Origin of the sequence: Aromatoleum buckelii, from assembly GCF_012910785.2 — a bacterium.
In the GTDB taxonomy this organism is placed as follows: domain Bacteria; phylum Pseudomonadota; class Gammaproteobacteria; order Burkholderiales; family Rhodocyclaceae; genus Aromatoleum; species Aromatoleum buckelii.
The window spans coordinates 313281-332507 of sequence record NZ_WTVH02000008.1 but is presented as its reverse complement, the minus strand read 5'-3'; the positions used below and the strand labels follow the sequence as shown (position 1 = coordinate 332507).

15 protein-coding genes and 1 tRNA gene are annotated in these 19227 nt (G+C 66.2%); 7 read left to right on the top strand and 9 right to left on the bottom strand.

Going from position 1 to position 19227, the window contains the following annotated elements; all coding sequences use genetic code 11:
- Positions 1 to 60: 60 nt before the first annotated feature.
- Both dnaN and gyrB read left to right on the top strand, forming a co-directional pair.
- Positions 61 to 1164, top strand: a complete 1104-nt coding sequence (gene dnaN / locus GO608_RS03430) for a DNA polymerase III subunit beta (protein ID WP_169197871.1) — start codon at positions 61 to 63, stop codon at positions 1162 to 1164.
- Between the two features lie 80 nt (positions 1165 to 1244).
- Positions 1245 to 3740 (top strand): DNA topoisomerase (ATP-hydrolyzing) subunit B, encoded by a 2496-nt coding sequence (gene gyrB / locus GO608_RS03425; RefSeq protein ID WP_169197870.1) that lies wholly within the window; start codon positions 1245 to 1247, stop codon positions 3738 to 3740.
- 119 nt (positions 3741 to 3859) lie between these two features.
- On the opposite strand, the gene GO608_RS03420 is transcribed toward gyrB, so the two are convergent.
- Both GO608_RS03420 and GO608_RS03415 read right to left on the bottom strand, forming a co-directional pair.
- Entirely contained in the window at positions 3860 to 4429 is a 570-nt protein-coding gene (locus GO608_RS03420) for a cell wall hydrolase (RefSeq protein ID WP_211159287.1), read from the bottom strand.
- Positions 4430 to 5283: 854 nt separating this feature from the next.
- On the bottom strand, positions 5284 to 5505 hold the full coding sequence (locus tag GO608_RS03415) for a hypothetical protein (protein ID WP_169197868.1): 222 nt from the start codon (positions 5503 to 5505) through the stop codon (positions 5284 to 5286).
- A 442-nt stretch (positions 5506 to 5947) separates the two neighbouring features.
- On the opposite strand from GO608_RS03415, the gene ggt reads away from it, so the two are divergent.
- A complete protein-coding gene (gene ggt, locus GO608_RS03410; RefSeq protein ID WP_169197867.1) occupies positions 5948 to 7816 on the top strand; it encodes a gamma-glutamyltransferase in 1869 nt (622 codons plus the stop codon).
- Positions 7817 to 7943: 127 nt separating this feature from the next.
- Here ggt and GO608_RS03405 read toward each other — a convergent pair whose 3' ends face one another.
- On the bottom strand, positions 7944 to 8624 hold the full coding sequence (locus tag GO608_RS03405) for a dienelactone hydrolase family protein (RefSeq protein WP_169197866.1): 681 nt from the start codon (positions 8622 to 8624) through the stop codon (positions 7944 to 7946).
- Positions 8625 to 9031: 407 nt separating this feature from the next.
- Between GO608_RS03405 and GO608_RS03400 the strand changes: the two genes are divergently transcribed.
- Complete coding sequence (locus GO608_RS03400; protein ID WP_169197865.1) at positions 9032 to 9580, top strand: hemerythrin domain-containing protein; 549 nt, start codon at positions 9032 to 9034, stop codon at positions 9578 to 9580.
- Positions 9581 to 9696: 116 nt separating this feature from the next.
- Here the strand turns inward: GO608_RS03400 and GO608_RS03395 are convergent.
- From GO608_RS03395 to GO608_RS03370, 6 genes are all read right to left on the bottom strand, one after another.
- Positions 9697 to 9781, bottom strand: a tRNA-Leu gene (locus tag GO608_RS03395).
- A gap of 167 nt (positions 9782 to 9948) precedes the next feature.
- Positions 9949 to 10269, bottom strand: coding sequence for a heavy metal-binding domain-containing protein (locus GO608_RS03390; RefSeq protein WP_169197864.1), 321 nt, complete (start codon positions 10267 to 10269; stop codon positions 9949 to 9951).
- A gap of 48 nt (positions 10270 to 10317) precedes the next feature.
- A complete protein-coding gene (locus GO608_RS03385) occupies positions 10318 to 12000 on the bottom strand; it encodes an ABC-F family ATP-binding cassette domain-containing protein (protein ID WP_169197863.1) in 1683 nt (560 codons plus the stop codon).
- A 247-nt stretch (positions 12001 to 12247) separates the two neighbouring features.
- Positions 12248 to 12802: a peptidoglycan L,D-endopeptidase MepK gene (gene mepK / locus GO608_RS03380; RefSeq protein ID WP_169197862.1), complete on the bottom strand. Its 555-nt coding sequence runs from the start codon at positions 12800 to 12802 to the stop codon at positions 12248 to 12250.
- Between the two features lie 49 nt (positions 12803 to 12851).
- A complete protein-coding gene (locus tag GO608_RS03375; RefSeq protein WP_169197861.1) occupies positions 12852 to 14396 on the bottom strand; it encodes a L,D-transpeptidase family protein in 1545 nt (514 codons plus the stop codon).
- A gap of 270 nt (positions 14397 to 14666) precedes the next feature.
- Entirely contained in the window at positions 14667 to 14927 is a 261-nt protein-coding gene (locus GO608_RS03370; RefSeq protein WP_169197860.1) for a hypothetical protein, read from the bottom strand.
- Positions 14928 to 15190: 263 nt separating this feature from the next.
- Between GO608_RS03370 and GO608_RS19490 the strand changes: the two genes are divergently transcribed.
- From GO608_RS19490 to GO608_RS03360, 3 genes are all read left to right on the top strand, one after another.
- On the top strand, positions 15191 to 15313 hold the full coding sequence (locus GO608_RS19490) for a hypothetical protein (RefSeq protein ID WP_281505702.1): 123 nt from the start codon (positions 15191 to 15193) through the stop codon (positions 15311 to 15313).
- On the top strand, positions 15310 to 17496 hold the full coding sequence (locus GO608_RS03365) for a putative bifunctional diguanylate cyclase/phosphodiesterase (RefSeq protein WP_247002818.1): 2187 nt from the start codon (positions 15310 to 15312) through the stop codon (positions 17494 to 17496). Before GO608_RS19490 ends, GO608_RS03365 begins: the two co-directional genes overlap by 4 nt.
- Positions 17497 to 17655: 159 nt before the next feature.
- Positions 17656 to 19197, top strand: coding sequence for an NYN domain-containing protein (locus tag GO608_RS03360; protein ID WP_169197859.1), 1542 nt, complete (start codon positions 17656 to 17658; stop codon positions 19195 to 19197).
- Positions 19198 to 19227: the final 30 nt, after the last annotated feature.

Below are 19227 nucleotides of genomic sequence, written 5' to 3'. Positions count from 1 at the left end.
TGATTGCGCCTCGCGCCAAGCCCGGAACAACCTAATCCAAACCGGAAAGACTCTGACGCCATGCTTCTGCTCACCACCACCCGCGACGCGCTCCTCGCCCCGCTGCAGTCGGTCGCCGGCATCGTCGAAAAGCGCCACACCCTGCCGATCCTGTCGAACGTGCTGATCGAGAAACACGGCGACCAGCTGACGCTGCTCGCGACCGACATCGAGATCCAGATCCGCACGACCACGGCCGGCCACATCGGCGGCGAAGACGCATCGATCACCGTCGCCGCGAGGAAGCTGCAGGATATCCTGCGCGCAGTACCCGAAGGCGACGTGACAGTCACGCTCGACGACAAGCGCCTCACCGTCAAAGCCGGCCGCAGCCGCTTCGCGCTGCAGACGCTGCCCGCTGCGGATTACCCGCGCATGAACCTGCCCGACGGCGACGCGACGCGCTTCTCGGTGAGCCAGAAGAGCTTCAAGCGCCAGCTCGCCCAGGTCGCCTACGCGATGGCGCAGCAGGACATCCGTTATTACCTCAACGGCCTGCTACTGATCGCGAGCGGCAGCGAACTGCGCATGGTCGCGACCGACGGCCACCGCCTCGCGTTCGCGTCGAACCCGCTGGCGGGCGACGTCCCGCACACCGAAGTGATTCTGCCACGCAAGACGGTCATGGAACTCGCGCGCCAGCTCGCCGATAGCGAGGACCCGCTCGAAGTGATTCTCGCCGGCAACCAGGTCGTGTTCCGCTTCGGCCCGATCGAACTGGTGTCGAAGCTGATCGACGGCAAGTTCCCCGACTACGAGCGCGTGATCCCGCAGAACCACCCGAAGCTGCTGACTTTCGACCGCGTGCCGCTCCTGGCGACGCTGTCGCGCGTCGCGATCCTGACCAACGAGAAGTTCCGCGGCGTGCGCCTCGTGCTCGGCGACGACAGCCTGAAGATCGTCAGCACGAACGCCGAACAGGAAGAAGCGCTCGAAGAGCTCGAAGTCGATTACCACGGCGACCCGCTCGACATCGGCTTCAACGTCACCTATCTGCTCGACGTGCTGAACAACGTCACCAGCGACAAGATCGAGTGGCGCTTCAACGACGGCAACTCGAGCGCGCTCGTGACGCTGCCGGGCAACGCCACGTTCAAGTATGTCGTCATGCCGATGCGGATCTGACCGAATTGGCGCACCGCCCGCAGACTTTTTCGCCCCCATGCGTCCGGGGGCGCGTTCTTTGATGAATCACTGAGATGACCATGGCCGAACTGCAAGTCCTACCGCACACTCCCGAACCCGGCGCCTACGACGAATCCAGCATCCAGCAGCTCGAAGGGCTGGAAGCGGTGCGCAAGCGCCCCGGCATGTACATCGGCGACACCTCCGACGGCACCGGCCTGCATCACATGGTGTTCGAAGTCGTCGACAACGCGATCGACGAGGCGCTGGCGGGCCATTGCGACGACATCGTCATCACGATCCACTCCGACAACTCCATTTCCGTCACCGACAACGGCCGCGGCATCCCGGTCGGCGTGAAAATGGACGACAAGCACGAGCCGAAGCGCTCGGCGGCCGAGATCGTCATGTGCGTGCTGCACGCGGGCGGTAAGTTCAACCAGAACAGCTACAAGGTGTCCGGCGGCCTGCACGGCGTCGGCGTGTCGTGCGTGAACGCGCTGTCGAAGTGGCTGCGCCTGACGGTGCGCCGCGACGGGCGCAAGCACCAGATCGAGTTCCACCGCGGCGTCGCACAGGACCGCCTGATCGAGATCGTCGACGGCGTCGAGATCAGCCCAATGCGCGTCACCGGCGAGACGACGAAGCGCGGCACCGAAGTGCATTTCCTCGCCGACGACGAAATCTTCGGCGACATCGAGTTCCACTACGACATCCTCGCCAAGCGCCTGCGCGAGCTGTCGTTCCTCAACAACGGCGTCAAGATCCGCCTCGTCGACCAGCGCACCGGCAAGGAAGAGGACTTCGCCTTCGCCGGCGGCGTCAAAGGCTTCGTCGAATACATCAACCGCACGAAGACCGTGCTACATCCGACGGTGTTCTACGCCGCGGGCACGACGCGCATCCCGACCGGCCACGGCCACGACGCCGAGCTCGGCGTCGAAGTCGCGATGCAGTGGAACGACAGCTACGCCGAACAGGTGCTGTGCTACACCAACAACATTCCGCAGGCCGACGGCGGCACGCATCTCACCGGTCTGCGCGCGGCGATGACGCGTGTCATCAACAAGTACATCGAAGAACACGAGATCGCGAAGAAGGCGAAAGTCGATATCACCGGCGACGACATGCGCGAAGGCCTCGCGTGCGTGCTGTCGGTGAAAATGCCCGACCCGAAGTTCGCCAGCCAGACGAAGATGAAGCTGGTCTCGTCTGAAGCGCGCCCGGCGGTCGAGGAAGTCGTCGCCAACAAGCTCACCGACTTCCTGCAGGAAAACCCGCTCGACGCGAAGACGATCTGCGCGAAGATCGTCGAAGCCGCGCGCGCGCGCGACGCCGCGCGCAAGGCGCGCGAAATGACGCGCCGCAAAGGCCTGCTCGACGGCGTGGGGCTGCCCGGCAAGCTCGCGGACTGCCAGGAAAAAGACCCCGCGCTGTGCGAAATCTACCTCGTCGAAGGCGACTCCGCCGGCGGCTCCGCGAAGCAGGGGCGCGACCGCAAGTTCCAGGCGATCCTGCCGTTGAAAGGCAAGATCCTCAACGTCGAGAAAGCGCGCTTCGACAAGCTGCTGCAGAGCCAGGAGATCGCGACGATGATCACCGCGCTCGGCACCGGCATCGGCAAGGACGACTACAAGCCCGAGAAGCTGCGCTACCACCGCATCATCATCATGACCGACGCGGACGTCGACGGCGCGCACATCCGCACCCTGCTCCTGACCTTCTTCTACCGCCAGATGCCCGAACTGGTCGAGCGCGGCCACATCTACATCGCGCAGCCGCCGCTGTACAAGATCAAGCACGGCAAGAACGAGATGTACATCAAGGACGAGAACGCGCTCAACCAGCACCTTCTGAAGCTCGCGCTCGACGGCGCAGTGCTGCTGCCGCGCGAAGGCGCGCAGCCGATCGCCGACGAAGCCCTCGGCGGCCTCGCGCGCAGCTACCTGCTCGCCGAAGCCGTCATCAACCGCCTCGCCGGCTACGTCGACCCCGCGGTGCTGCACGCGATGCTCGCGCAGAATCTCGCCGTCAGCCTCGACGACGAAGCCGCCGCGCGCGAATCCGCTGCCCGCATCCAGCCGCACGTGCCGGCCAGCGTGACGATCCGGCCCGAATACCACGACGAAGCCGAAAGCTGGCGCCTCGCGATCGAGCGCATGCATCACGGCAACCTGCGCCTCGCGTGGATCGACGAGGAATTCCTCGTCACCGGCGACTATCGCAGCATCCGCACCGCCGCCGAAGCGATCTCCGACCTCATCGGCCCCGGCGCCGAAATCCGCCGCGGCGAAAAGAGCCACCCGATCACGCGTTTCTCCGAAGCGATCCGCTGGCTCCTCGGTGAAGTCGAGCGCGGCCTGACGAAGCAGCGCTACAAGGGCCTCGGCGAAATGAACCCCGAGCAGCTGTGGGAAACGACGATGGACCCTGCCGTGCGCCGCCTGCTGAAAGTCCAGATCGACGACGTAATCGCCGCCGACGAGATCTTCACGACGCTGATGGGCGACAACGTCGAGCCGAGAAGGGCGTTCATCGAGGGGAATGCGTTGTATGCGAGGAATATCGACGTCTGAAGTTCAGTTCAACCAAGCAAGGGGCTGCGCGTTCTGAGGCCAGCCCAAGACGGAGCTTTCCTGCTTTAGCGCCTTCATGGTCCAAAACGCGCGTTCTCGGAAATACGCCTGTCGGACCGCTAATTTGAGCCGCCCAGCAGGGCACTTCGGCGCCGCGGCTTGTCGACCGCCTCAGGCGGCTTGTAGAAGTGATGCGCGCCGATAGTCGCCGTCCTCGTGTAAATCGTCGACCAGCGAGGCGTCACGCGCTTGTGATGGAAGTAGGTCGCGCCGTGGGTGCGGTCGAGGAGCTGACCGTTCAGCGCCTTGCGGGCGACCTCCTTGGCCACGGCGTAGGGCTTCGGTTCCGCCACGTCGTCGGGGCGGCCGTCACACCACCACGAGAACTGGCACGCGCCGCTTTCCTGACCCTGTTTGACGACGCCGCAAACCGTGTCGGGAAATTCATGCTGTCCGAGCCGATTCATCACCACGTTGGCCACGGCCTGCATCGCCGCCACGTCTTCACCCTTGGTTTCCCAGTAGATGCTTCTCGCCAGGCACGTCAAGGGGTCGTCCATCGCTTCCTTGCCCTTCGGATCGACCGCCTGCGCTTCGCCGGGCGTGATCGCTTCGCGCGGCCCGGGCCGCACGCCTGCGCCGTCGCTCGACGCCTTCTCCTCCAGCGTCTCGGCCTTGCTCTTCGCCACTTCGGCGCCTGCGTCGAGCCTCACGGCCGGTTTCGCCCGCTCGCCTTCGCCCGCCGCGTGAGCGGACCCAACGAGCACACATAGCGCGAACACGCTCAATCCCCCGAGCCGACCAAGCGCACCAACTCCGCGGGTCGGGCAAAATGCAGCGCAAGGCTTCGACGTCATGGAAACCTCCAATCACAAGGAGCCGCACGCCCATCGCGGCGAGTCAGTGCTTGGCGACGCTCGCAAACAACAGTGCGTCGGCGGCCGTTTCGGCGGACGCCTGCCCGCCCAGCAGAAGCGCGCCGCGCCACAACAGGCTGCGGACGAGCTCGCCCGCTGCCGCGAACGCTGCGCTCGCGTGCTGGGTGAAGCCTCGAGCACCGATTCGACGGTTGCATTTTCCGCGACGATGCGCTGCAAGTCGGCAGGTCCGGCGGGTACGGCAAGACCGAGTTCGCACAGCAATGCTCGCCGTCCGGACGCAAAAGCCGGAAACGGTGTTCCTGCACCAGCAGCACCGTCCCTGTCATCCTTTCATCGGCTTCGTTCATCGCGTTTCCTCAAAGGCGGAATTTGCAGATCCCGAGCCGCGGCCCGGCTCGGTCTGCGGAGCGCGCGTTCAAGCGCCGTGCCCGGGGTTTTCTCGCCGCGAGCCCCGAAGGGCAAGGGAAGCGGCCGCCACGGCCGTCCCTGCAGGCGCGATTCTTCATGGTGGAGAAAGGCTTACAAACTGCATCGCCCCCCGAGCTTGGACGGGCCGCCCTCATCCCGAAACGCCTCGACGAGGAGGAAGCACAGGCGCGGCCCGAAGCGGGCGGTCTTGATGAACCTGCGTCGGCTTTACCAGCCCCACCTCCCCTGTCAGATCAAGGAACCGAGACCCAGCCTTCAAGCGCCTGGTTGGCCGCCTCGTCCAGGGTCTTCGGACCGAACGGATCGCCGTAGTTGCGATCCTGTTGATCCTCCAACATCTGACCGAGCGTGCCGAGTCGGTTGGAATAGTCCCATATGCCGCCGCGCACGCCGCTCATGGCCTTGGCGTCGAGGGTCTCGGTGACGGGCAAATCGTGGATAGTGAGGTGGGCCATGGCGGTTCTCCTGAAAAGTGCGTCGCGTTTCGGTAGGTTGTGAGCCCGATGCTGCGCTCGCCACTCCTATTGCACAAAGCGGGCCAGGGCGTCGCCGCAAGCACCGGGAGATCCAGGCAAGGCATTGAAAAAACGAGGATTTGAAGCCGCATCGATCGCGGTTGAAGGCGGTGACAGTACCGCTGTCGGAGGCCAAACGGTGAGGTAACGGCGAACAGTTCGAGGAGCGGTGTCCGGTCTGTGCAATCACAGTCGAAAAAAAGCGGCCCTATATCCCCCAATGCCTGGATCGGCTCATCGCTACCACTCCAGGCACGCGCGTTTCACTTCCGACCGTCGCAACAACGCAAGGCCCGCTTCCGCTTCTCCACTGACGGGCTACTCTTTAACGGCGTCCATTTCGAGTCGGGACTGGCCGCGGCAGCCGGCGGAGGAGGAAACGATGCAGCGAATGAACCTGGCGATGTACCTGGCCCGACTCGGCGCCGCCCTGTTCATCGCCATCGCGGTGCTGCCCCTGCTGGCGCTCGCGGCGGAAGGCGGATCAGGGTATGCGGCGTCGATCGGCGTGCCGCAAATCGACGCCGCGCAGGCTGTCGGTTCGTCGGCGGGAAACGCCGGTTCCCGCGGCGTCGTTTCCGTGTCGCATCCACTCGCCGCCGCCGCCGGCGCGCAGATTCTCGAAGCGGGCGGCAACGCGATCGACGCGGCGGCCGCGATCCAGTTCGCGCTGAATGTCGTCGAACCGCAATTTTCCGGAATCGGCGGTGGCGGTTTCATGATGGTGCATCTCGCCGCGGAGAACCGCACGTTCATCGTCGACTCGCGCGAGAAAGCTCCTGCAGGGGCAAGCGCCGACATGTTCCTTGGACAGACTTTCCTGGCCGCGTCCACGAGCGGGCATTCGATCGGCGTTCCCGGCACGTTGAAAGGGATCGATTACGCACTGCGCCAGTGGGGGAGCATGCCGCTCGCCGCCACGCTCGCGCCGGCGATCCGGCTCGCGGAAGAGGGTTTCCGCATCAACCGGTTCCTCGCGGCCGACACGTACAACGTGCGCACGACGCTGCAGCCGGAGACGCGCGCGATTTTCCGCCTGCCGGACGGCAGCCCGCTGCCCGAAGGACATCTGCTCGTCCAACCGGCGCTGGCGCAGACGTTCCGCCTGATCGCCCGCGACGGCATCGATCCGTTCTACACGGGGGACATCGCCCGCGCCATCCTCGACGTGCAGCTGCGTTCGCAGATCGGCCCTGCCGGCGCAGGGCGCATGACGGCCAGCGATCTCGCGGGTTATGACATCGCCGTGCGGCAGCCGGTCGAAGGCGACTACCGCGGGTACACGATCAAGTCGATGCCCCCGCCCTCGTCCGGCGGCCTGGCGCTGCTCATGATGCTCGAGCTCCTCGAGCCGTTCCCGATCGGCAGCGGCGACGGCTGGCGCTTTGGCGGACGCGACGCGTTGCATGTGATGATCGAGGCGATGCGGCTGACTTTTGCCGACCGGTCGGTATGGATGGGCGATCCGGACTTCGTTCCGGTGCCGGTGAAAGGACTGCTGTCCGAATGCTTTCTCGCGACGCGGCGCGCCTTCATCGACTCCGGCTCACGCATGGCCGCCCCGCTCCCCGGTGACCCCCGCGCGTGCGATTCGCCGGCCGCCCCTTCTCCCAGCCGGCTGCCGCAGGTGCCGGTGGAGGAAGAGAAAGGCATGCACACGACCCACTTCTCGGTCCTCGACGCGGCCGGCAACTTCGTCAGCTACACGAGCACGACCGAGTACACGTGGGGAACCGGCATCCTCGTTCCGGGCTACGGTTTTCTGCTCAACAACCAGTTGACCGACTTCAACTTCACGCCGCAATTCAGCGCCTCGATCGGCCATCCGGGCGCGAACGACGCGGGACCGTTCAAGCGGCCGCTGTCGTCGATGGCGCCGACGATTCTCTTCAAGGACGGCAAGCCACTCGTTGCCTACGGCGCGTCAGGAGGTCCGACGATCATCAACACGGTGCTGAACATCACGCTGAACCTTGTCGATCACCGCATGGACATCCAGCAGGCGATCGACGCGTCCCGGCTGTCCGTCACGTCCGCAGCCGGAGCGGTGCGCTGCGAGGCCGGATTGCCGCCGGATTCGTTGCGGCAGCTCGTCGAGCTCGGTCATGACCTGCCCGACGGGGCGGGCGTCCCTTTCTGTAATGAATCGATCGGGTCCGTACAGGCGGTCGTCGTCGACGTACAGAATGGCAGGCGATACGGCGGCGCGGACCAAAGAAGCGAAGGCACGGTCATCAGCTTGCCAAGATAATGGCGCCGATCGCATCCAGGGAGTTTCGCGGCCTTTTCGGGGTGGGCAGCGTCGGGGCGGAGGGGGAATCGCAGGACCGGAACTTGGCCTTCGCCGGTCCGAACGCCCGCCTTCTGCGTGCGTCCTTTCACGCCTGTCGCGACAAATGCCGCCGAAACCACGTCGCCGCGTGCTGCGCGACCGCCTCGAGCGTGCCGGGCTCCTCGAAAAGGTGGGTTGCGCCGGGGACGATCGTCAGCGCCTTCGTGCAGAAGAGCTTGGCGTACGCTTCCTGGTTCATGCGGATGACCGGCTCGTCCCATCCCCCTACGAGGAGCAGCGTCGCGGCGCGCACCGCTGCGAGCGCGTCGCCCGCGAGATCCGGCCGGCCGCCGCGCGACACCACTGCTTTCACTTCGTCGCCGAGCACCGCCGCCGCGACCAGCGCCGCAGCGCCCCCGGTGCTCGCGCCGAAATAGCCGAACGGAAGATCGCCCGCGTCGGCCTGTCGCCGCAGCCAGCGCGTCGCTTCCCCGAGACGGCTGGCGAGCAGCCCGATGTCGAAGCGCAGTTCGGCCGTCCGTGCGTCCACGGCCTCTTCGTCGAGGTTCAGGAGGTCGAACAACAGCGTGCCGATCCCGGCATCACAGAGGAAGCGCGCGACGAAGTGGTTGCGCGGGCTGTGGCGGCTGCTCCCGCTGCCGTGGGCGAAAAGGACAATGCCCACGGCGCCGTCCGGAATCGTCAGCTCACCCGCCAGTCGCACCGCAGCGACCGGAATCTCGACCGCCCGTCCCGCTCCCGATGATTTTTCCGCCTGACTTGTCATGGCCGTCTCCCAGGTGACTCGCTCCTCTTCATCGGCAGAGGAAGCGAGGCAACCGTTGTGCCCGAAGAGAGCCGGCCGCATCCAGGTTGCGGTGCAGCATTCGAGCCGCCTTCTTACACTGCCCGCCGCTCGTATCGCCATACATTCCCCTGATCGAGCCAACAGAAATTTTATGTTGCGTCGCACAATCCTCTCGGCTATTCTTCGCCTGTCTCCTCCACCCTCCTCCTTTGGTGTGGATTTCAGCCCGGGCTCGCAAGCGCTCGGGCTTTCTTTTTTGCGCCTGCAAAGGCCCTTGCCACCGCCGACGCTTCGGCCGGGCAGCGGGTGTCCGAAAATCCGCCGCCCCTAGGAAAACAGCCGTGCTTGCGTTACGGTGCGGGCAGTTATTCGAAACGGGAGATGACATGTTTCTATTCGACTGGTTGTTCGGCGCGAAAAAGGAAGTCGCCTCGACTGCGAAAACTCCGGACGCGACCGCGCCCGGGACTGCCGCGCCGAGCGCCGCCGCGATGGCTCCCGGCACGCAGATCCGGCACGACCCGCAGCTGATCACCACGCTGAAGAAAGATCACCAGCAGCTGCTCGGGATCTTTACCGCAATCGTCGCGGCACGCAACGCGGGGAACCTTTCGCTCGCGCAGACGCAACTGGACCGGTTGCGCATCGGGCTGATGGATCACCTGCTCAAGGAAAACGTCCGGCTGTACGTCTACCTGGAACATTTCCTGAAGACTGATGCGGTCAGCCACGACTTGATGCATGGTTTTCGTCACGAGATGGACGACATCGGCCGCGCCGTCGTTGGCTTTCTCGACCGATACCGGCAGATAGGGAGCCATCCGGAACTGGCGGCGCAGTTCGGCTCGGACCTCGACGCGATCGGCGAGGCGCTCGCCGCCCGGATTCGCCGCGAAGAAGAAATCCTTTACCCGATGTATCTGCCGCCGAACTGACGGCCCATCGCTGCATGTGTTGCAGCAGGAGACCTGCCTCAGAGTTGCGGGAAGGCCGCACGCTGCGCTGCCGGGGACCGACCCGCACCGCTTAGGGGCTTGGGACATCGAAGAATTGGTGCCTTGAGCGAGACTCGAACTCGCACGTCTTTCGACACTACCCCCTCAAGATAGCGTGTCTACCAATTTCACCACCAAGGCATCGGTACGTCCTGAAAGTGCGAGCCGCCGAGGCGGAGCCAGGAACGCGAAAGGGGCGCGGATTATAGCCGCGCGGACCCCGGTCGCGTCAACCGGGTGCCGCGCTTTTTCCGCCGCAGATGCCGGGAACGCCGCGCAGGCGCCTCGAGCGTGGCGGCGGGAAGCGTCTACACGAGCGTCACGGCCGTGCCGCTGACCGCGACCATCAGCATGCCGTTCTTTTCGCCCAGCACCTCGTAGTCGATATCGACGCCGACGACGGCATTCGCGCCGAGCCGGCTGGCCGCTTCGGCAAGATCCGCGAAAGCGGTTTCGCGGGCCGAGCGCAAGGTTTTTTCGTACGAGCCCGAACGCCCGCCGACGATGTCGCGCACGGCGGCGAACATGTCCTTGAAGACGTTCGCGCCGATGATCGCCTCGCCGGCGACGACACCGTGATAGCTGCGGATCGTCCTGCCTTCGATGGTCGGAGTCGTGGTCATCAACATGGCTTGCCTCTGTCGTGGTTGCAAAGCGGATGCGGGGATCGTGCCGGCCTACGCAGCCCGTTTTTGCCGCGCGCTCGCCGACGTGTCGCGCGATCGTCGTGCCTCGTCGAGCAGGTAGCGCTGGTAGTCGTCCAGGTCGCCGTCGAACGGCTCGACGCCGCCGCGCGCGACCAGCCAGAATTCGTCGCACACTGCGCGCAGCAGCGCGCGGTCGTGGCTGACCAGCATGACCGTGCCTTCGAACTCGTTGAGCGCGACGCTGAGCGCTTCGCGCGTCGCCAGGTCGAGGTGGTTGGTCGGCTCGTCGAGCAGCAGCAGGTTGGGGCGCTGCCAGACGATCATGCACAGCACGAGTCGCGCCTTTTCGCCGCCGCTCATCGTGCCGACCGCCTGCTTGACCATGTCCCCGCTGAAGTTGAACGTACCGAGGAAGTTGCGCAAGTCCTGTTCGCGCGCGGCGATCCAGCCGCTGCGCCCGCTGGCGAGGGTTTCCTTCGCCAGCCGTATCATGTGCTCGAGCGGCGTGTCCTGCGGGCGCAGCACGTCGAGTTCCTGCTGCGCGAAATAGCCGATGTTCAGGCCCTTGCCTTCGGTGATCTCGCCGCCGAGGACGTCGAGCGTGCGGGCGACCGTCTTGACCAGCGTCGACTTGCCCTGGCCGTTCGCGCCGAGGATGCCGATGCGCTGGCCGGCGTGCACCGAGCGGTTGATGTGGCGCACGATGACGGCAGGCGCGGTTCCGGCAGCCGCATCCTGCGGCGGCGGATAGCCGAAGCTCGCGTCCTGCATCGACAGCATCGGGTTCGGCAGGTTGGCCGGTTCCTGGAATTCGAAGTTGAACTCCGCATCGGCAAGGACCGGCGCGATGCGCTCCATCCGCTCCAGCGCCTTGACGCGGCTTTGCGCCTGCTTCGCCTTGCTCGCCTTGGCCTTGAAGCGGTCGATGAACTTCTGCAGGTGAGCGATCCTGTCCTGCTGCCGGGCCAGTGCCGACTGCTGCAATGCCAGCTGCTCGGCGCGCATGTCCTCGAAAGCGCTGTAGTTGCCGCCGTAGCGCACCAGCCGGGCGTTGTCGATGTGCAGCGTGACCTGCGTCACCGCATCGAGGAATTCCCGGTCGTGGCTGATCACGACCAGCGTGCCGGCGTAGCGCTTGAGCCACGCTTCGAGCCACACCAGCGCGTCCAGGTCGAGGTGGTTCGTCGGCTCGTCGAGCAGCAGCAGATCGGACGGGCACATCAGCGCGCGCGCGAGCTGCAGGCGCATGCGCCAACCTCCGGAAAAGCTGTTGACCGGGTTCGCGAGCTCGGCGCTGCGAAACCCCAGCCCGAGAATCAGCGCCTGCGCCCGCGCTTCGGCGTCGTGCGCGCCGGCGTCATGGAGCGCCATGTAGGCGTGCGCCATGCGCATGCCGTCGTCGCTGGCCTCGGCGGCGTGCACCTCGGCGCGGGCGGCCAGCAGGACCGTGTCGCCGTCGATGACGAAGTCGGTCGCGCTCTGCGCGGTTTCCGGCATGTCCTGCGCGACCTGTGCCATGCGCCACTGCGACGGGATCGAATAATCGCCGGCGTCCTCGTGCAGCACGCCGGTGAGCAGGCCGAACAGACTGGATTTGCCGGCGCCGTTGCGGCCGACGAGGCCGACGTTTTCACCGGGATTGAGCGTGACCGAAGCGGTGTCGAGCAACACCTTGGCACCGCGGCGCAGCGTGACGTTCTTGAGCGTGATCATGGGCGGGCTTTCGTTGGACGTGGCGCATGATAACCACCGCAGCGCAGCATTTCGCTGTCGCGGCCCGCCTTCGCCGAAATATCGTCGCGGATCCTTATCAAGGCGGCAATCAAATACAACCGTTCGCCCTGAGCTTGTCGAAGGGCGCTGCCAAGGCTTCGACAAGCTCAGCCCGAACGGTATTTGGCTGCCGGGTTAATCTCCACCGGGTTCCCGGCCGAGGCGCCGCCGCACCATCGCCGCAGGCTCACCAGCTGCGTACGCGGCCCGTGTCGAGGTGCACGAACTGGTCGTGCGGATAGTAGCCGACGCCGCCGATCCCGAGAGACAGCGCCGCGTCGCGCAGGTCGGCAAGCGGCGTGTCGGCGATGCGCACGTCGATCGCTTTGCCGTCCATGTGCAGGCTGCGCTTGGCGACGCCGCCGCCGCGCGTGTTGCGCAGCGTCGAATTGGTGGTCGGGCAGCGGTAGCCCGAAATCACCTGGAACGACTCGCGCGAGCCCAGCGTGAGCTTCAGCCGGTAGAGGAGATCGAAGAGCTGGGGGTCCATGTGGCCGACTTCGCCGGAATAATGATCGCGCATGAAACGGTTGAGCTTCGTCAGCGCCTCCGGCACGTATCGCTCGCCGACGGCATACACGACGGAGACGCGCTCGCCGGTGTGGGTGTGGTCGAACGCGAGGCTGCGCGCGTCGCGCACCGAAGCGCTCGCCGGCCGCGCGAAAGGCAGCGCCGCGCCGGCGACGGCCAGCTTGGCGGTTTGACGGAGAAAATGGCGTCGGGAATGCACGGTCTGCTTCATCTGCAAAGTTCCAGGGTCAGGGTCAGTGTCAGGATCGGGTGTCGCACCCTCACTGCTGCGCAAGAGACGACGGGCCGCTGCGGGCGGGCTGCCGCAACGCGGCATCGAGCAATTTGTCGTGGCCGTAGATGTCCCGGAAAAAATAGACCAGACCGTCGCTTTTGACCAGGACCGTGCTGTAGGCAATCACCACCGGCAAAGGTTCGCGCAGCCGCAGCGTCTTCGACACGCCTTGGGTCATCGCCGTGCGGATGCGCTCTTCGCTCCAGTCCGGGTCATCCTGCAGCACGAATCTCGCCAGCGCCACCGGTTCCTCGACGCGCACGCAGCCGTGGCTGAAATCGCGCCGATCCTTGCCGAAAAGGCGGGGTGTCGAAGTGTGGTGCAGGAAGATGTTGTTGTTGTTCGGGAAAATGAACTTGATGTCACCGAGCGCGTTCGCCGGTCCGGGCCGCTGGCGGATGCGCATCTCGCCGCGCAGCACTGCGTCCAGGTATTCCGGTGCGAACGTCGTGATCACCTGCCCGTCGCCGGCGACGAATTCGAAGCCCTGCTGATCGAGATAGGCCGCGTCCTGGCGCAGCCTGGGAATCGTCTCCGCCCGTGCGATCGAAGGCGGGACGTTCCAGTAGGGACTGAACTCGATGAAGCGCATGTCCTCGTCGAAAATCGGCGTGCGCGTGTCGAGTGCGCTGCCGACGATGACTTTCATGGCCGCCTTGACTTCGACTCGCCCATCGCGCGCCTCGTAGGCCCGCAGCACGAATTCCGGGACATTGACGACGATCATGCGCGGCCCCTGCAGCAGCGGCGTCCAGCGCAGGCGCTCCAGCGTCAGCTCGATCTGCCGCACCCGGGCAGCCGGCGACACGTCGAGCTGTTCGAGCGTCGCCTTGCCGACGACACCGTCCTCGGCAAGTCCGTGGCGCCGCTGGAAAGCCTTGACGCCTTCGACGACCGCGCCCTCGTAGTACAGCGGCACCGGCGTGGCGGGCGGCAGGTCACCGAGCGCGACCAGGCGCTGCACGAGAACCGCCATTCCCGCATACGCTTGCCCCGGCTCCAGCTTGCGCTGCAGCGGACGCGGCAGCGCGGCGAGCCACGGCGCGATCCCGGACGGATCGCGCGCCAGGTTGCGGTAGCGCCGCAGCGCTTCGCGCACGTTCGCGTAAAGCGGCAGCACCGGCGCGGCAGCACGCACCGCATCCGGCAGGCGGCGCTCGATCACGGCTGCGTACAGGTAGACGAGGGGATCGAAACCGTCCCCGGCCGTCGCGACGAAATTCGCATGAACCTGGCGCGGGTCGACGCGACCGAAACGCAAGTCCGTCAGGTACCGCTGCATCGCCGCCGTCAGCGCGATATCGAGCTGCGCGACGTCCTCGTCTGCCCACGCCCACCCATCGGCCGCATCGGCAACCGCGCGCTGCAGCCCTTCAGCATCGTAATCGCGCGCGTCGAGCCCGTCTTCGGCAGCCGCCGCGAGGATCTCGACGGCCTGCCACGCCTGCGCATTCGGTCGTCCGCCGTCGAACCACAGCGGCTCGGCCGCGGCTGCGCCCGCGCCCAGCACTGCGACGCAGAAAACCACCACGCGCCCGCATCCTGCCACGCGGTTCTCAAGAAAACGCCGGGCCGCCCCAACGTTTCCTGCCCCCCGCGAGGGGAGGAAACGGCAAAGTCGTTTCGTGGGGGCACTCAGAAAAACAGAAAAAAGTCCGAATATTCCGGATTGGCTCACCCTCGATCATCTCCTTCTGGCGCGACATGAACCCGGTTCGCGTCGCTTTCCAGCCAGTCTATCGTGCTTCCTCCAGTCGTCTACGAGCGCATTTCGCCGCCCGGGTTCGCGCGAGCGCAGCCGTCACTTGCGCCGCCGGCGCCTGACGACATCCATGACTTTCTCGATGTGCCGCTGCGCCTGCTTGTTCGCGCGCTCCGACTTGACGTCGAGCGCTTTCTGCACGAGCCCATGGAACGCGACGAGGTCGAGCAGCGGATAGTCGTCGAGCACGCCCTGGTCCTGGAAGAACTCGGCGATCCAGCGCGGATCGAGTTCGACCCTGCCCGTCTCGTGCAGGTATTCGGTGGCCGCCATCTCGACGTATTCGGAAAGTTTCCGCATTCCTCGCTCCAGTCCGGCGCTGCCCGACGCAGGCGCGCACGCCGTTTGACCGCGCTGCAGGCGACTTGTCGCATCGCTTCCGCGCTCGCGATGCTCGCGCGCCCCGGCCAGGGGGACGCAAATTCCGCCGTCGTGCGTTCCGTCACGCGGCGCCCGACGATTATTGCGCGTGGTCAAGACACTCCCGAAATAGCTGACTAGACTGCTCGCCTCTTGCCTCACCCCGCCTACTGCGTCATCCCTTTTCGACCGCGGAAGAACCCATGTTTTTTGCGACCTACAAGAAGGCCTCCCATCCGGCCGAACCCCGGCGGGCAGCACTCGCCGAAGAGAACGCCCGCCTGCAGGCGCGCCTCGCGGCGACCGAAGCGGCCGCGCACGGATGATGGAGAATACCGCCCGCGAGCTGGGGCTGGACGCCGCCGAGATCGCCGAGCGCAAGCGTTTCCTCGATTTCGGCGAAGCGGACGTCGTGCGCCTGCGCGCGATGGACGCAGGCGTCGCCGAAGCGCGAAGCGGATTTGCCGACGCGTTCTACGACTACCTGCGCAGTTATGCGCCGCTCTCCGCGCTGCTCCACGACGAGGACGCGGTGAGCCGGCTCAAGGCCGCGCACGACCGCTATTTCGCCGAGCTGACCGAAGGCGAATACGGCTTCGACTACGTTCAGCGGCGCCTCAAGGTCGGGCTCGTGCACGCGCAGATCGGCCTCGAACCGAAATGGTACGTCGGGGCTTTCCGCAAATACCTCGCCGACATGCTGCCGGCACTGTGGGACCAGGCGGGCGGCGAGCGCGACCGGTTTCTCGCCGCCTGCGATTCGCTGCTCAAGGTCGTCGTGTTCGACCTGTGCCTGACGCTCGACACCTATATCCATGCCGACAAGCGCAGCATCGCGCTGCGCGACCGCGCGATCGAGTCCAGCGTCAACGGCGTGTTCATCGCCGACGCCAGCTGCGCCGACTACCCGCTGATCTACGTTAACCCGGCATTCGAGCGCATCCTCGGCTTCGCTCCCGGCAGCGCCTTGGGCAGGGCCTGCATCTGCCGCGACGGCGTGCCCGGTGAAGTGTGCAATGGGTACACCGACATCTGCCAGGCGATCAGCCGCGGCACCGAAGGCTACACGGTGCTGAGCCTCGAACGGGAGAACGGCGCGCAGCAATCGGTCGAGCTGTTTCTCGCGCCGGTCGAGAACGAATCGGGCGACCTCACGCATTTCATCGGGGTGCTGAACGACGTCACCGCCCGCACCCGCGCCGAAAAACGCCTGATTCATCAGGCGAGCCACGACGCCCTCACCGGGCTGCCCAACCGCAACCTGCTCAACGACCGCATCAGCCACGCGATCACGCGTAGCCGGGGACGGCTGACGGCGGTGATGTTCCTCGACCTCGACCGCTTCAAGTTGGTGAACGACAGCTATGGCCATGCCGTCGGCGACAGCCTGATCCGCGAAGTCGCGAGCCGTGTGTCGGCGTGCCTGCGCGCCGGCGACACGGTCGCGCGGCTCGGGGGCGACGAGTTCGTGGTGCTCCTCGAAGACCTTGCGAGCGTCGAGGACGCGGCGCGCCTCGCCGGGAAGCTGCGTGACCGGCTGTCCGAAAGCGTGCGCATCGGCACCGTCGAACTGCCGCTGTCGGCGAGCATCGGCGTCGCGCTGGCGCCGCGCGACGGGCGCGACCCGGAGACCCTGCTCAAGAATGCGGACATCGCGATGTACCGCGCGAAGGAGCGCGGCCGTAACAACTACTGCTTCTACGGACCGGAAATGGACCACCATGCCCGGCGTCGGTTGACGATCGAAAGCGAGCTGCGCCACGCGCTCGCCAACGGCGAACTGGAAGTCCATTACCAGCCGCAGGTGCACCTCGCGACGGGCGCGCTGACCGGCGCCGAAGCGCTGGTGCGCTGGCGTCATCCGCAACGCGGCCTGCTGCTGCCGGGCGAATTCATCGCCGTCGCGGAGGATACCGGCCTGATCGTGCCGCTTGGCGAGCAGGTGCTGCACGCCGCGTGCCGGCAGAGCAGGCGCTGGCGCGAAGCCGGGCGGCCGGACCTGAAAGTCGCGGTGAATCTGTCGGGACTCCAGTTCCGTCGGCGCGACCTGGTCGAGCAGGTGTGCACCATCCTCGCCGAAACCGGCGCGAGCGCCGCGCAGCTCGAACTGGAGATCACCGAGAGCGTCGCGATGGCCGACGCGGACGGCAGCGCTGCGACCCTCGCCAGCCTGCGCCGCCAAGGCATCTCGCTGGCGATCGACGATTTCGGCACGGGTTATTCGTCGCTGTCCTATCTCAAGCGCTTCCCGATCGACACGCTGAAAATCGACCGTTCATTCATTCAAGGTATTCCTGCGGACGGCGACGACACCGCAATCGTCCAGGCCATCATCGCGATGGCCCGCAGCCTGCGCCTGTCGCTGCTTGCCGAGGGCGTCGAAACCCGGGCGCAGCACGAGTTCCTCCTCGCCCACGGCTGCAGCTCGGGGCAGGGTTTCCTGTTCGGACGGCCGATGCCGGCGGAAGTTTTTTACCACCTGATCCCGTGCGCTGTCGCCGCCGGATGACGCGCGCCCGCTGAGCGAGCCGCAGCGCAGATCGGAAGCCCTGTCCTGCCGCGCCTGCCGGCGCGCGGACGATCGCCGTCACCCCGCGGGCCCGGTTCGGAGATAATCGCAAAAACGACGCTTGTCCCCGTACCGCCACGGGCCTCACTGGAGAACATCATGGCATCACCGCACGAAACCGCCAGCATGGCGCTGTTCTGCGACTTCGAGAACGTCGCGCTCGGGGTGCGCGACGCCAATTACGAGAAGTTCGACATCAAGCGCGTGCTCGAGCGGCTGCTGCTCAAAGGCAGCATCGTCGTCAAGAAAGCGTATTGCGACTGGGACCGCTACAAGGGCTTCAAGGCGACGATGCACGAGGCGAACTTCGAGCTGATCGAGATCCCGCACGTGCGCCAGTCGGGCAAGAACTCGGCCGACATCCGGCTCGTCGTCGACGCGCTCGACCTGTGCTACACGAAATCCCACGTCAACACCTTCGTCATCATCAGCGGCGACTCCGACTTCTCGCCGCTGGTGTCGAAGCTGCGCGAGAACGCGAAACAGGTGATCGGCGTCGGCGTCAAGCAATCGACGTCGGACCTCCTGATCGCGAACTGCGACGAATTCATCTTCTACGACGACCTGGTGCGCGAGAGCCAGCGCGCGGCGGCCAAGCGCGACACGCGTGAAGCACAGCCCGCGGCGAAGCGCTCGCCCGACGAGGAAAAAGGCCGCAAGGACGAGCAGGAAGCGCGCAAGACGCAGGCGATCGAACTGGCGGTGGATACTTTCGACGCGCTGGTCGCCGAACGCGGCGACAGCGGCAAGATCTGGGCGTCGATGCTCAAGGAAGCGATCAAGCGGCGCAAACCGGGTTTCAACGAGTCGTACTACGGCTTCCGCGCGTTCGGCAACCTGCTCGAAGAAGCGCAGGCGCGCGGCCTGCTCGAATTCGGCCGCGACGAGAAGTCCGGCGCCTACGTCTATCGCAGCAACGGAGGCGCCGCAGCGCACGACGCAGGAGCGGAGCCGGCGCCGGTCGTCGTCGAGATCGTCACCGAAGCGCGCGCGCCGGCGAGCGGCCGGCACGAGTCGCGACGCGGGCGGGGAAGCCGCAAGCCGGCCGACACCCCCTCGCTCGAAGCGCCCGCTTCGCCCGAAGTTGTCGCCGAACCTGCCATCGCCGAGCCTGTCACCGCCGAACCCGTCGTCACGGCGGCGCCCGCCGCCGAGGAGCCGGCCGTCCAGCACGAACCGCGGCGTCGGAGTCGGGGCGGGCGCAAACAGGCCGTAAAGCCGACGGCGCCAGCTTTGGCGCAGGAGACTGCAGAGCCGGAAACCCCTGCCGCACCGGTGCAGCCACAGCCATTCGCCGTGCCGCCGCCGCTCAACGTGACTGAAGAAGCTGCGACGATCCCGGCGCAGGAACCGACCGAAGCGGCAGTCGCGGAAGGAACTTCGCTGCCGGTGGAAGCGCATCGCGAGCCGGAAGCACGACGCAAGGGACGCGGCCCGCGCAAGCCCGCGGCAAAGAAGGCCGAAGCGCTCGTGCCGCCGGCCGCCGAAGCCGCTGCGGAAGCTCGCGCGCCGACCGAAAGTCCGGTTCCCGCGGAACCGCCTGCTCCCGCAGTGACGACCGAGACGGTCGCCAAGGCGGCGCGCAAGCCCGCATCGCGCAGCCGCCGTCCACGCAAACAGGAAGTCGCCGACGCCGAATAAGCACCGCCCGGTGCGCGTCAGCGGCCGGGC